We start from the raw sequence: 13,076 nt of genomic DNA, 5'->3' as shown, positions 1-13,076 counted from the left end.
TCAGTCGCCGGATTCGCCTCTGCGGGAACGCACCAGGATCAACGCGGTTCCGATGGCGGCCACGGCGACGATGCCGCCACCCAATGCCCACGCCCACGTCTTGCGGTCCTCGGTGGCGGCTGGCGCCTCCTCGGCGGCGACTCCCGGCTGCGGACCCACAGTGACCGGGCTGTGGCCCGGTGTCGCGACGAGCGCCGTTCCGGTGAGCCTCGACCATCGACGTGGGTCGCTGCTGAGCCAGCGCAGCAGCTCGTCGAGTTGTTCGGGTGCGCCGTTGGACGTTGCGACCAGCATCGAGCGTTGTCCGTCGAACACCGTCTGCAGGGACCCGAACATGATGGCCGGGTCGAGGGTCAACGTGGTCGGCTCACCGGCGCTGTCGACCCCCTCCAGCGACAGCCTGCCGTTGGTGGGGCTGACGGGCAGGGTGACCTTGTTGAACTTCCAGCCGTCGGCAGCGACGATCACCGCGGGCAACCTGCTGTTGACGGCAGCCTGCACGTCGGTGACGGCGACGTCGATGGGCAGGGCACTGAGCCGTTGCAGACCGACGATGATCGTGGCGGCCCGCACGGTGTCGGCGAAGGCGTCGGAGCCGATGCCGACCTGGACCCGGGGCATCAACGACTGCGGCAGCGACTGGAACCCGCTGGGCACCGGCGGGGTGGCGGGGGTGCTCTGGACCACGCTGTCACCGTCGACGGTCAGGGTGAGTGGCTGGAATTCCCCGCACCGCCCGGTGTTGCCCGCGATGTTGAGTGCCACTCCGAGATTGGTGTAGCGCTGCAACAGCCGATCGGGCACGTTCACCCAGCGGTCGATCACCCCGCTGGTGTCGGTGGGCCAGCGGTCGATGGTCTCTCCCCCAACGAGGGCGACGAGACGGGCACTGACCGAAGGCGGGACCGGAGTGTAGGAGCCCATCAGGTGGACCCGCACGTTATGCGCCGAGCGGCCCAGCCGGGTCTGGTCCAGACCAACGGTGACCTGAGGCGCGAGCGCCACGGCCGTCACCCCGTTCTGGCCCAACTCGCGCAACGTCGTCACGTTGCCGGGCAGCTGCGCGGCGATTCGCAGCGGACCGGCAACCGCCTTGGAGCTCAGCGCGAGCCGGGAGATGTCCGAGGACAACAGTCGCGTCTGATTGGTCAGTTCGTTGGCAGGCCCCGAGATTCGCAGGGCGGGGATGACGCCGTCACCCGGCTGGAGCGACAGCCCGGTGTCGGGACCCTCCTGGATGACGATGCCCCGCTCGAAGGGAAACTGCGGCGCTGCCGGCCCGGAACCGATCGTGGTCACCGCGACGGTGGTGGTCTGGGTTCCGTAGTGGGCGACGGTGGCCGCGGCCAACCGGACAGCGGCTTCGGATTCCACCTTGCTCGGGTTGGCCGGGATCGAGATCGTCAGCTTGCGGAGCACCGGCGGGAGGAACTCGGCAACCGTGGTCGGCGGCAGTTCGATGCCGTCGAACGCGACCGAACCGTTGACGAGTCGCAGCGGGTTCGTCGGGTCCAGGCAGTAGCCCTCGACCGGGACCAGATACGTGCGCAGGGTGACGGTCACCGAGTTGTCGATGATCTCCGCCCCGACAAGCGGGATCACGATTGGCGCCTGATCGACCGGCGGCAGCGGGATGCGGGCGATCGTGCGGTCGTCCTGGGTGACACTGAGCGTGCCGGAGGCGACGTTGATCGGGACCTCGACGGTGGCATTCAAGGCCACCGGCACCAGGCCCTGCGGTACCGGGAAGGTCAGGGTCGCGGTGCCCTGGTCGCCGTAGAAGGCCAGCGGTGCGCTCGAACCCATGTCGACCAGCGCGATGACGGGTGAGTTCGACAGCGCGACAGGGTCGTTCGGTTCGGCAGTGACCGCGGGGGCGGTCCACATGGCCAGCGCGACCAGCGCGACAGCCATTGCCGACCAACGCGATGATCTGTTCTGCACGTGAGGCATCGGGCTCGCCTTGCTTAACGGGGACGTCAATTCACAAGAGTCTCACATACAACTTAGGCCCCTGCCGTGCTATCCCGAAAGCGAAACGCCCGGTCAGCGGGCGCATGCCGGAGGAGTCCGTGCCTCCACAACAACGCCGCCATAACAAACAATGCCCACCACCTGGTGAGGTGATGGGCATTGCGTGAAGTGCGTGGCCTACTTGGCCTTCTCCAGAACATCCACGAGCCGCCAGCGCTTGGTGGCCGACAGCGGACGGGTCTCCATCAGCGAGACCCGGTCGCCGATACCGGCGACGCCGTCCTCGTCGTGGGCCTTGACCTTCTTGGTCGTCCGGATGATCTTGCCGTACTTGGGGTGCTGCGCACGCGACTCGATCTCGACGACGATGGTCTTCTCCATCTTGTCGCTGACCACGTAGCCGATGGCGGTCTTGCGCCGGCCGCGGGGCTTCTCGGTCGCCGGGGTGTAGTTGGGTCCAGCCGATTTTGCAGGGTTTTCTGCCATCACGATTCCTCACCAGCGGGTCCGGAGGCCAGACCCAGTTCACGTTCGCGCAGCACCGTGTAGATGCGTGCGATTTCCTGCCGGACCAAGCGAAGCCGGCGATTGTTGTCCAGCTGCCCGGTGGCCATCTGGAAGCGCAGGTTGAACAGCTCTTCCTTGGACTCACGCAGCTTGTCGGCCAACTCGTCGTCGGTCAGTTCGCGCAGTTCACCGGCGCTGACGCCCACTGCCATCAGAACTGCTCCTCTCGGGTCACGATGCGTGCCTTGATCGGCAGCTTGTGGATTGCGCGGGTCAGTGCTTCGCGCGCAATCTGCTCATTGGGGTAACTCAGCTCGAAGAGCACGCGGCCGGGCTTCACGTTGGCCACCCACCACTCGGGTGAACCCTTACCGGAACCCATGCGGGTCTCGGCGGGCTTCTTGGTCAGCGGACGGTCCGGGAAGATGTTGATCCACACCTTGCCGCCACGCTTGATGTGCCGGTTGATGGCGATACGAGCGGACTCGATCTGCCGGTTGGTGATGTAGGCGTGCTCCAGTGCCTGGATGCCGTAGTCACCGAACGTCACCGACGTTCCACCGCTGGCGATACCACGCTGCCTGGGGTGGTGTTGCTTGCGGTGCTTGACTTTACGGGGAATCAACATGATCAGTTCTCCGTGTTCTCAACTGCTGGCTCGACGGCCGAAGGCTCGACCGTTTCCGCCGGACCTTCGCTGGCCGCGCGGCCGGCTTCGGTGCTCGTCGCGGTGGTGCCCGACGCGCCGCTGCGACGCGGCCGGGTGGCGCCCGAGGGACGCTCACGACGCGGCCGGTCGGCCGCAGGCGCCGCGGCGGTCAGCTCACGCTTGCCACCGACGATGTCGCCCTTGTAGATCCACACCTTCACGCCGATCCGGCCGAAGGTGGTCTTGGCCTCGTACAGCCCGTAATCGATGTCGGCGCGCAGGGTGTGCAGCGGCACACGGCCTTCGCGGTAGAACTCCGAACGGCTCATCTCGGCGCCGCCGAGACGGCCCGAGCACTGCACGCGGATGCCCTTGACGTTGGGCTGCCGCATGGCCGACTGGATGGCCTTGCGCATCGCGCGGCGGAACGCCACGCGGTTGCTCAGCTGCTCGGCCACGCCCTGGGCGACCAGCTGCGCCTGCGCCTCGGGGTTCTTGACCTCGAGGATGTTCAGCTGAACCTGCTTGCCGGTCAGCTTCTCCAGATCGGTGCGGATGCGGTCGGCTTCGGTGCCGCGGCGTCCGATGACGATGCCGGGACGCGCGGTGTGGATGTCGACCCGAACCCGGTCACGGGTGCGTTCGATCTCCACGTCGGCGATGCCGGCGCGCTCCAGGCCAGTGGCCAGCAGTCGGCGGATGGCCACGTCTTCCTTGACGTAGTCGGCGTACTGCTTGTCGGCATACCACCGGGACTTCCAGTCGGTGGTGATACCGAGCCGGAAGCCGTGGGGATTGATTTTCTGGCCCACTACTCCGAGCCCTCCTTCGTCTGATCGGCCGTCTTGTTCGCAGCCTTGCTGGCCTGCGCACGGCGGGCGCGGGTGGCGCTGGCCGAGGTGCCTGCGTCCTTCTTCTTGCTAGGACGGCTTTCCACGATCACGGTGATGTGGCTGGTGCGCTTGCGGATCCGGTACGCGCGACCCTGCGCGCGGGGACGGATGCGCTTGGCGGTCGGGCCCTCATCGGCGTACACGGTGGCGACCACCAGGCTCGCCGGGTCCAGGCCGTTGTTGTTCTGCGCGTTGGCGGCCGCCGAGGCGATCACCTTGGCGACCGGCTCGCTCGCCTGCTGCGGCGCCCAGCGCAGAATGTCCAGCGCCTCTTCAACCGACTTGCCGCGGACCAGGTTGATCACCCGGCGCGCCTTGCTCGCCGAGATCCCCACGTACTTCGCAACAGCGGAGGCCGAGGGATATTCAGTCGTCGTCGTTGTCATGGTTATCGACGCTTCGCTTTCCGGTCGTCCTTGATGTGACCCTTGAACGTCCGCGTCGGGGCGAACTCGCCCAGCTTGTGACCGACCATGGCCTCGGTGACGAACACCGGCACGTGCTTGCGGCCGTCGTGGACCGCGAAGGTGTGACCGATGAAATCCGGGATGATGGTCGAACGACGCGACCAGGTCTTGATGACCTGCTTGGTGTTCTTCTCGTTCTGAACGTCGACCTTCTTGAGCAGATGGTCGTCGACGAACGGACCCTTCTTCAGGCTGCGTGGCATCTCTGGCTACTCCCTCTGCCTAGCGCTTGTTCTTGCCGGTGCGCCGGCGTCGGACGATGAGCTTGTCGCTCGGCTTGTTTGGCTTGCGGGTACGGCCCTCAGGCTTGCCCCACGGGCTGACCGGGTGGCGGCCACCGGAGGTCTTACCCTCGCCGCCGCCGTGCGGGTGGTCGACCGGGTTCATCACGACACCACGGACGGTGGGGCGCTTGCCCTTCCAGCGCATACGGCCGGCCTTGCCCCAGTTGATGTTCGCCTGCTCGGCGTTGCCCACCTCGCCGACGGTGGCGCGGCAGCGCACGTCGACACGGCGGATCTCACCCGAGGGCATACGCAGGGAGGCGTAAGCGCCTTCCTTGCCCAGCAACTGGATGCTCGAGCCGGCCGATCGGGCCAGCTTGGCACCGCCGCCGGGACGCAGCTCGACAGCGTGGATGACGGTACCGGCCGGGATGTTGCGCAGCGGCAGGTTGTTACCCGGCTTGATGTCGGCGTTGGGACCCGACTCGACCACGTCACCCTGCGAAAGTCCCTGCGGGGCGATGATGTAGCGCTTCTCGCCGTCGAGGAAGTGCAGCAGAGCGATGTTCGCGGTGCGGTTCGGGTCGTACTCGATGTGCGCGACCTTGGCGTTGACGCCGTCCTTGTCGTTACGACGGAAGTCGATGACGCGGTAGGCACGCTTGTGGCCACCACCCTTGTGCCGGGTGGTGATCCGGCCGTGCGCGTTGCGGCCACCGGTGCTGTGCAGCGGGCGGATCAGCGACTTCTCCGGAGTCGAGCGAGTGATCTCGGCGAAATCGGAGACGCTGGCACCGCGGCGACCGGGGGTCGTCGGCTTGTACTTGCGAATTCCCATGTTCTGGTTCCTGAGTTCTTTTCGTGCCGGCTAGGCCGGTGCTCCGAAGAGGTCGATCGGCTTGCTGCCGGGGGCCAGGGTCACGATCGCGCGCTTGGTGCTCTTGCGCTGGCCGTAGCCGGTCCGGGTGCGCTTGCGCTTGCCCTGCCGGTTGGCGGTGTTCACCGAGTCGACCTTCACAGCGAAGATCTTCTCGATGGCGATCTTGATCTGCGTCTTGTTCGAGTCCGGGTGGACGATGAACGTGTAGACGTTGTCCTCGATCAGTCCGTACGACTTCTCCGAGATGACCGGAGCCAGGATGATGTCGCGGGGATCAGTCTGGATAGCCATCAGGCGGACACCTCCTGCTTCGCCTTCGCGGCGTGCTCGATGTAGGCATTGAGGGCCTCCACGCTGAACACCACGTCGTCGGCGTTGAGCACGTCGTAGGTGTTGAGCTGATCGGGCGAGATCACGTGCACACCGGGCAGGTTGCGCACGCTCTTCGCGCCGACCTCGTCGCTGCGCCCGATGACGACGAGCACCTTGGTGTTCTTGCCGGGCGTGCGATCCGGAACCAGCGCGCCCAGGAACGTCTTGGCACTCTTGGTCGACGGCGCCTGGCCGGCGACCAACTCGGTCACCGCGTGGATGCGCTCGTTGCGGGCCCGGTCGGACAACGCGCCGCGCAGCGCGGCGGCGATCATCTTCTTCGGGGTCCGCTGGCTGTAGTCGCGCGGCTGCGGGCCGTGCACCACACCACCACCGGCGAACTGCGGCGCGCGGGTCGAGCCCTGACGGGCGCGGCCGGTGCCCTTCTGCCGGTACGGCTTCTTGCCACCGCCGGAGACCTGAGCGCGAGTCTTGGTCGCGTGGGTGCCCTGACGCTTGGCGGCCAGCTGCGCGATGACAACCTGGTGCATCAGCGCCACGTTGGCTTCCACGTCGAACAGCTCGGCAGGCAACTCGACGCTGCCGTCCTTCGTGCCGCCCGGGGTATGGACGTCAATCTTGAGACTCATTACTTCTCACCTCGTTTGACCGCCGTGCGAACCATCACCAGGCCGCCGGTGCGGCCGGGGACCGCACCCTTGATCAACAGGACGCCGTTCTCGGCATCGACCTTGTGCACCAGCAGGTTCTGCGTGGTGATGCGGTCGCTACCCATCCGGCCCGACATGCGGGTGCCCTTGAAGACACGGCCCGGGGTGGCGCAGCCACCGATCGAGCCCGGCCGGCGGTGCACTGCCTGGGCACCGTGGCTGGCGCCCTGGCCCTTGAAGCCGTGACGCTTCATGGTGCCGGCGAAGCCCTTGCCCTTGCTGGTGCCGGTGACGTCGACGTAGGCGCCGTCGGCGAAGATCTCCGCCGTCAGCTCCTGGCCGACCTCGTACTCGGCGGCCGCGGCCTCGTCGTCCAGGCGCAGCTCGGCCAGATGCCGGCGCGGGTTGACCCCGGCGGCGGCGAACTGGCCGGTGACCGGCTTGTTGACCTTGCGGGGGCTGATCTCGCCGTAGGCGAGCTGCACCGCGCTGTAGCCGTCACGCTCGGGCGTGCGGATGCGGGTCACCACGTTCGGGCCGGCCTTGACGACCGTCACCGGGACCACGCGATTGTTCTCGTCGAAGACCTGGGTCATGCCCAGCTTCGTACCCAAGATTCCTTTTCTAGCCATCTGTCCGCCGACTCCTACTGAATGTTCACGTCGACGCTGGCCGGCAGATCGATGCGCATGAGCGCGTCAACCGTCTTCGGCGTCGGGTCGAGGATGTCGATGAGCCGCTTGTGAGTACGCATCTCGAAGTGCTCCCGCGAGTCCTTGTACTTATGCGGTGAGCGGATGACGCAGTACACGTTCTTTTCCGTCGGCAGCGGCACTGGGCCGACCACACTGGCGCCGGTTCGAGTGACCGTTTCCACGATCTTGCGCGCCGAGGCGTCAATGGCCTCATGGTCGTAGGCCTTGAGCCTGATGCGGATCTTTTGTCCCGCCACGCTTCTCCTACCTTCACTCCTGCTTGGTCCCCGCAAGGGGACACGGTGGTCTGCGCTACGCCCGAAAGCGTCGCGCTGGCTGTCGCCGCCGCTCTTTACCTGTCCTGGTGCTCCGGCCCCCGCGGTCGGGTGTGTCGCCCTCACGCGGCCTCAAAGGCGCGGGAAAATCCGTCGCACTCCGAGGATGGGACCGGACGCGCCCGTTTGGGCGCCGGTCGTACACCTTGAGCGGCACGCTCCCGACAGGGTGCGAACCCGGCTCAAGGCAACCCGAACAGTATGCCTCAGATCGCGGCGCCAGCCAAATTCGCTCGAGCGCCAGCCAAATTCGCTCGAGCGCCAGCCGAATTCCTGCACTGCCTGCTCAGCGTACGTGCGCCGGCGCTGCAGCGATCCGGCCCGGCGGGTTATCTTACCGCGGAGTAAGGTCGGCCGTCATGGCTACGCCCCCCGGGACAACGACGGGCACCTACCGAATCTGGCAACGACTGTCCTGCTACCCCGGCGGCAAGGTGGCGTTCTCCGCCATGGCGGCCGCCCGGGTGCCGTTCTTCGCGACAGTCCTGCCCCACGTCGTGCGCATGGAACCCGGATACGCCGAGGTCGGCATCCGCAAGTGGATCCTGACCTACAACCACCTGCGCACCGTGCACGCGATCGCGATGTGCAACGCCGCCGAGATGGCGATGGGGATGCTGATGGAAGCGACGGTACCGACCACGCATCGCTGGATCCCGAAGGCGATGGACGTGCAGTACCTGCACAAGGCCACGACGTCACTGCGGGCCTGCGCCCGGCTGGACCCGCCGGACTTCACCGCCCTCACCGAGGGCGCCGAGATCGTCGTGCCGGTCAGCGCCTACGACCGAGCCGGCACCGAGGTGTTCCGTGCCGAGATCACCACCTGGGTCACACCCGCGCGGAATTGCTGACAGTTACTGCCATAACGGCATAGCATGCCGAGCATGTACCGAGTCATCCAGTGGGCCACCGGCGGTGTCGGCAAGGCGGCCATCCAGGGCGTGCTGCGCCATCCCGAACTCGAACTCGTCGGCTGCTGGGTCCACAGCGACGACAAGAACGGCCGCGACGTCGGCGAGCTGATCGGTCAGGAGCCGATCGGTGTCGCGGCCACCACCGACATCGAGGCGCTGCTCGCCCTCGACGCCGACTGCGTCATGTACTCACCACTGCTCCCCGACGATCAGGTGGTCGCCGCAATCCTGCGGTCGGGCAAGAACGTCGTCACGCCGGTCGGCTGGGTGTACCCCGACCTGCAGAACCCGGCGGTGCAGGCCATCGAAGAGGCGTGCCTGGCCGGCGGGGCGACACTGCACGGTTCGGGCATCCACCCCGGCGGCATCACCGAACGCTTTCCGTTGATGGTGTCGTCGCTGTCCTCGGCCATCACCCACGTGCGCGCCGAGGAGTTCTCCGACATCCGCACCTACAACGCTCCCCTGGTGGTGCGTGAGGTGATGGGGTTCGGATTAACCCCGGAACAGGCGATGAGCGGACCGATCGCCGCACTGCTGGAGGCCGGCTTCAAGGCCTCGGTGCGGATGGTCACCGACCAGTTGGGATTCCGCGCCGAGCCGCGCATCCGCTCCACCCAGGAGGTCGCGGTCGCCGTCACCGGCACCGACGAACTCGTGGTGCCGATGGAAGCCGGCACCGTGGCCGCCCGGCGGTTCCGCTGGCAGGCCATCGTCGATGACACCCCGGTCGTCACCGCGGCGGTGAACTGGCTGATGTGCGAAGTCGAACTCGATCCGCCGTGGACTCTGGGCGAGCAAGGGGAACGCTTCGAGGTCGAGATCACCGGCGACCCCGACGTCTCACTGACCTTCAAGGGGCTGCAGCCCGAGACGGTCGCCGAAGGGCTGATCCGCAATCCCGGGGTGGTCGCCACCGCCAACCACTGCATCAGCGCCATCCCCTACGTGTGTGACGCCGCACCCGGCATCAAGACCTACCTGGACCTGCCGCTCATCGCCGGCCGAGCGGCCCCCGACCTGGCCCGCTGATGGAACCGCTTGCCGACCTACGGTTCTCGCACCTGGTGGTCGGCGTGACGGAGATGGACCGGGCGCTGTCCTTCTACCGGGGCCTGCTCGGGATGGACGTCGTGTTCGACCAAAGCATGTCCGGCCAACCATTCGACGAGGCACTCGGCGGCTCCGCAGGCCAGCAGGGGCGGGTCGTCGGTGGCCTGGTCGGCGGGGTGATGCTCGAGCTGCTGTCACTGGGCGGCCCGGCCCGCCCGGCCCGCAGGTCGATCGTGGGTAACCAGAACATCTCACTGTCGGTGGCCGACCTCGACGACACCTATCGCCGGGTCCGGGCGGCCGGCCACGAACCCGACCAAGCGCCCTTCGAGATCGCCGGGGTGCGGATGTTCTTCGTCAAAGACCCCGACGGGACTTCCGTCGAATTCATCGAATTCCCAACGCCGGCAAGGACATCGGAGGAACTACACCGTGGCATCCGATGACGGGACGACATACTGGCATCCCAGGTCCCTGACCGGCCTGCGCGCGATCGTCACCGGCGCCGCGCTGGGCGTCGGCCGGGGCATCACCGAGGCCCTGCTGGAACGCGGTGCGGCGGTGCTGCTGGTCGACCGCAACCCGAAGGTCACCAAGGTGGCCGACCAGTTCGCGGCCGAGGGACACCGGGCCGTCGGACTGGTCGCTGATCTGTGCGACCGCACCAGCTACTCCCAGATCGTCGACACCGCGGTCCAGCACTTCGGCGGACTCGACGCGTTGGTCAACAACGCCATCGCCAGCAACGAACCAAAGCCGTTCGGCGACATCACCATGGTGGACTACGACCTGGTCTTCGATATCGGGCCACGGGCGACCTTCTTTCTGATGCAGGCGGCCTACCCGGTGCTCAAGGCCGCGGGCGGCGGATCGATCGTGAACCTCGGGTCTGGCAGCGGCACCGGCGGGCAAACCTGGTTCGGCGCCTACGCCGCGGCCAAGGAGGCGATCCGGGGGATGTCGAAGGTCGCAGCCCTGGAATGGGGATCCGACAACATCCGGGTCAACGTGATCTGTCCCTTCGCCAACTCCGACGGCGTGCGGGGATGGAGCGAGTCGTTCCCCGACGTCTACGGCAAGGTCGTCAAAGGCATCCCGCTGCAACGCGTCGGCGATACCCACGAGGACATCGGCGCGATGGTCGCTTTCCTGGTCAGCGCGGATGCGTCCTACCTCACCGCGCAGACCATCCACGTCGACGGCGGGATGGGAACCTTCCGGTGACCGACACACCCTCGCTGCGTGACAGGCAACGCGCCCAGGTGCGGTCGGACATCCACGCCGCGGCCTACCGCCTGTTCGCTGCGCGGGGCTACGCCAACGTGACCACCGAGGACATCGCGGCCGAGGCGGCGGTGTCGCCCAGGACGTTCTTCCGTCACGTGGCCACCAAGGAGGAATTGCTACTCGGCGAGGTCCACCGCGGCGGCGCGGCGATAGCGGCACTGCTGCAGCGACGGCCGTCGGAGGAACCACCCGACCTCGCGCTGGCGGCAGCCATCATCGGGCGGGTCGGGTCCTTCGACGATGTCGACCTGCAGAACTGGCTGGCGGTGATCCTGACCGCACCGGAGTTACTCGACCGGGTGACCCTGCTCGCCGGCCCGGACCGCAACCGTCTGGTCGAACTGATCGCCGACCGGATGGGACTCGACCCCGCCGAAGACAGCAAGCCCGGCCTGCTGGTCCAATTATCGCTGGCAGCAGCAGATTTCGCGTTCCAACGCTGGGTGCGCGATGGCCACACCCGTCGCCGGTCGCTGTCCCGCGACGTGCAGGACGCACTCGCCGTCCTCGAACATCCCCGGTGGCGGGGCTAGCGCGCGCCCTTGAGCGTCGCCCAGAACTGACACTGATGGCGAGCGGCGTAATCGGTGACGACCGACGGCGCCCCGGTTTGCAACGACAACCGCGGACCGGTGGCCGAATCAGCGCCCAGCTGCGGCCAGTCCGGTAAGCCGTCGACGTCTGGGGCGCCGGTCTTCACGAACTGGCTCCAGTAACCGATCATCTGGTCGGAGAGCTCCCGCTGCGCCGGATTCAGCGGCGGCGCCCCACCGATGTCGAACAGATAGCGCAGGTCGAGCCCGTGGCTGGCGCCGACCGGAAACGGCACCCGATGGAACGGGTCGGGCGCCGGAGCGGTGCGGTCGTTGAACTCGTAGGCGTAGACCGGGCCGCTGCGCGCCAGGCTGTCCCCCATTTTATTTGCCGGGCAAGCGAATTCACCGTCAGTTACGGCCGCCGAATAAGCCCCGCCGGTACTGCCGTCGTAGCGCTGCAGCGGATAGTGCGCACCCACCGCCGCCGCGTCGGCACCGAACGTGTCGGCCAGCAGCTTCGGATACGGCGGCAATCCGTGCCCTCGGAGGTACTCGACGGCAACGAACAGGGTGAACTCGTCGGTGTTGGTGCCGATGAGCACGGGCACCCGGGGGACTCTGCCGAGAGCGAACGCCGTCATCGGGTCGACGGGCAGCCTGTCGGTTCCGGTGACCGGACCGGTGAGCCGGTCGGCACCGAAACCGACGTACAGCGGCGGACGCTGCAAGCGGTCGACGGGCATGGCACGCAGGCACTGCGCGGCGGTCGCCGGATCGGGGCAGCCGACCCGGCCGGCGTAGTCCAGGCTGACCCGCTGTGCGGTGGGCCGGTCGGCCTGGGTCTGGCAGGGCCCGCTCTGCAGGATCGCCGCGCGAAACAGCCCGGCGGATCCGGGCGCGACGAGATGGTCACACACCGACATCGCTCCTGCGGATTCCCCTGCGATGGTGACCTTGGCCGGATCGCCACCGAATGCGCCGATGTTGTCGCGCACCCAGTGCAGCGCGGCCTGCTGATCGGCCAGTCCGTAGTTGCCCGCGTCACCGTGTGGGCTCAGCCCCGGGTGAGCCAGGAAGCCGAGCGTGCCCAGCCGGTAGTTCACCGTGACGACGACGATGTCGCCCTGGGTGGCCATCCACCGCGCGTCGTAGATGTCGGCGCTGCCATTGAGGAAGCCGCCGCCGTGGATCCAGACCATCACCGGTCGAGGGGTGGCCGGGGTGGCTCCGTCCGGGGTCCAGACGTTGAGGTTCAGGCAGTCCTCACCGGTCGGACGCCCGTAGTCGGGATCGCTACGGGTGTCCTGCGGGCAGCGCAGGCCTGGCCTGGTGGCGTCACGCACGCCCTGCCACGGCGCCACCGGCGCGGGCGCTTGCCAGCGCAGCTCGCCCACTGGCGATGCCGCGTAGGGGATTCCGTTGAACACCCGGTATCCCGGAGCGGCGACGCCGCGAACCTCGCCGCCACTGGTGTGCACCACCGTCGGTTGGGGCGACGGTGTGGCGGCGGCCGAGGAGTCCGATTCACCGTCACCGCGGCCGCACCCGGTCACCAGCAGGAGGCTCATCAGGGCCGCAACGACCGCCAGGAGTCGGCGGGGGGTTCGGTGGGGCACGGAAATCGAGCCTACGCGGGAGCCGGGACAGGGCCTTCAGTCCTCAATCACCCGAAATGA

General features: G+C 67.4%; 17 protein-coding genes and 1 pseudogene. 5 read left to right on the top strand and 13 right to left on the bottom strand.

Annotation, left to right across the window (positions count from 1 at the left end; all coding sequences use genetic code 11):
* The 12 genes and pseudogenes from OG976_RS18260 to rpsJ all read right to left on the bottom strand — a co-directional run bounded on the left by OG976_RS18260 (position 1) and on the right by rpsJ (position 7,529).
* Positions 1-1,914, bottom strand: a complete 1,914-nt coding sequence (locus OG976_RS18260) for a hypothetical protein (protein ID WP_328351647.1) — start codon at positions 1,912-1,914, stop codon at positions 1-3.
* A 237-nt stretch (positions 1,915-2,151) separates the two neighbouring features.
* Entirely contained in the window at positions 2,152-2,460 is a 309-nt protein-coding gene (gene rpsQ, locus OG976_RS18255) for a 30S ribosomal protein S17 (protein ID WP_328351645.1), read from the bottom strand.
* Positions 2,460-2,693, bottom strand: coding sequence for a 50S ribosomal protein L29 (rpmC, locus tag OG976_RS18250; RefSeq protein WP_328351643.1), 234 nt, complete (start codon positions 2,691-2,693; stop codon positions 2,460-2,462). Before rpmC ends, rpsQ begins: the two co-directional genes overlap by 1 nt.
* Positions 2,693-3,109 carry a 50S ribosomal protein L16 gene (gene rplP / locus OG976_RS18245; protein WP_115321961.1) on the bottom strand — a complete coding sequence of 139 codons (417 nt, stop codon included), beginning with the start codon at positions 3,107-3,109 and terminating at the stop codon, positions 2,693-2,695. The genes rpmC and rplP overlap by 1 nt, the downstream gene beginning before the upstream one ends.
* Positions 3,110-3,111: 2 nt before the next feature.
* Positions 3,112-3,942 (bottom strand): 30S ribosomal protein S3, encoded by an 831-nt coding sequence (gene rpsC / locus OG976_RS18240; protein WP_328351638.1) that lies wholly within the window; start codon positions 3,940-3,942, stop codon positions 3,112-3,114.
* 32 nt (positions 3,943-3,974) lie between these two features.
* A pseudogene (gene rplV / locus OG976_RS18235) lies at positions 3,975-4,409 on the bottom strand (50S ribosomal protein L22); the annotation flags it as partial.
* A 2-nt stretch (positions 4,410-4,411) separates the two neighbouring features.
* Positions 4,412-4,693, bottom strand: coding sequence for a 30S ribosomal protein S19 (rpsS, locus tag OG976_RS18230; protein ID WP_010908582.1), 282 nt, complete (start codon positions 4,691-4,693; stop codon positions 4,412-4,414).
* 19 nt (positions 4,694-4,712) lie between these two features.
* Entirely contained in the window at positions 4,713-5,552 is an 840-nt protein-coding gene (gene rplB, locus OG976_RS18225; protein WP_328351632.1) for a 50S ribosomal protein L2, read from the bottom strand.
* 30 nt (positions 5,553-5,582) lie between these two features.
* Entirely contained in the window at positions 5,583-5,885 is a 303-nt protein-coding gene (gene rplW / locus OG976_RS18220) for a 50S ribosomal protein L23 (protein ID WP_328351629.1), read from the bottom strand.
* Positions 5,885-6,556 (bottom strand): 50S ribosomal protein L4, encoded by a 672-nt coding sequence (gene rplD / locus OG976_RS18215; RefSeq protein ID WP_328351626.1) that lies wholly within the window; start codon positions 6,554-6,556, stop codon positions 5,885-5,887. Before rplD ends, rplW begins: the two co-directional genes overlap by 1 nt.
* On the bottom strand, positions 6,556-7,209 hold the full coding sequence (gene rplC / locus OG976_RS18210; RefSeq protein WP_328351623.1) for a 50S ribosomal protein L3: 654 nt from the start codon (positions 7,207-7,209) through the stop codon (positions 6,556-6,558). The genes rplD and rplC overlap by 1 nt, the downstream gene beginning before the upstream one ends.
* A gap of 14 nt (positions 7,210-7,223) precedes the next feature.
* A complete protein-coding gene (gene rpsJ / locus OG976_RS18205) occupies positions 7,224-7,529 on the bottom strand; it encodes a 30S ribosomal protein S10 (RefSeq protein ID WP_003883485.1) in 306 nt (101 codons plus the stop codon).
* A 437-nt stretch (positions 7,530-7,966) separates the two neighbouring features.
* On the opposite strand from rpsJ, the gene OG976_RS18200 reads away from it, so the two are divergent.
* The 5 genes from OG976_RS18200 to OG976_RS18180 are packed head-to-tail and all read left to right on the top strand — an operon-like array spanning position 7,967 to position 11,397.
* A complete protein-coding gene (locus OG976_RS18200; RefSeq protein WP_328351618.1) occupies positions 7,967-8,461 on the top strand; it encodes a hotdog fold domain-containing protein in 495 nt (164 codons plus the stop codon).
* Positions 8,462-8,494: 33 nt separating this feature from the next.
* Positions 8,495-9,556: an NAD(P)H-dependent amine dehydrogenase family protein gene (locus OG976_RS18195; protein WP_328351615.1), complete on the top strand. Its 1,062-nt coding sequence runs from the start codon at positions 8,495-8,497 to the stop codon at positions 9,554-9,556.
* Positions 9,556-10,023: a VOC family protein gene (locus OG976_RS18190; protein ID WP_328351612.1), complete on the top strand. Its 468-nt coding sequence runs from the start codon at positions 9,556-9,558 to the stop codon at positions 10,021-10,023. Before OG976_RS18195 ends, OG976_RS18190 begins: the two co-directional genes overlap by 1 nt.
* Positions 10,010-10,801: an SDR family NAD(P)-dependent oxidoreductase gene (locus OG976_RS18185; protein ID WP_328351609.1), complete on the top strand. Its 792-nt coding sequence runs from the start codon at positions 10,010-10,012 to the stop codon at positions 10,799-10,801. The genes OG976_RS18190 and OG976_RS18185 overlap by 14 nt, the downstream gene beginning before the upstream one ends.
* Entirely contained in the window at positions 10,798-11,397 is a 600-nt protein-coding gene (locus OG976_RS18180) for a TetR/AcrR family transcriptional regulator (RefSeq protein ID WP_328351606.1), read from the top strand. The genes OG976_RS18185 and OG976_RS18180 overlap by 4 nt, the downstream gene beginning before the upstream one ends.
* Here the strand turns inward: OG976_RS18180 and OG976_RS18175 are convergent.
* A complete protein-coding gene (locus OG976_RS18175) occupies positions 11,394-12,968 on the bottom strand; it encodes a carboxylesterase/lipase family protein (protein WP_328363729.1) in 1,575 nt (524 codons plus the stop codon). The genes OG976_RS18180 and OG976_RS18175 overlap by 4 nt on opposite strands.
* Positions 12,969-13,076 lie beyond the last annotated feature (108 nt).

The sequence above is a fragment of the Mycobacterium sp. NBC_00419 genome, from assembly GCF_036023875.1.
In the GTDB taxonomy this organism is placed as follows: domain Bacteria; phylum Actinomycetota; class Actinomycetes; order Mycobacteriales; family Mycobacteriaceae; genus Mycobacterium.
The sequence above is the reverse complement of the archived record's forward strand: the minus strand, read 5'-3'. Positions and strand labels throughout refer to the sequence as shown.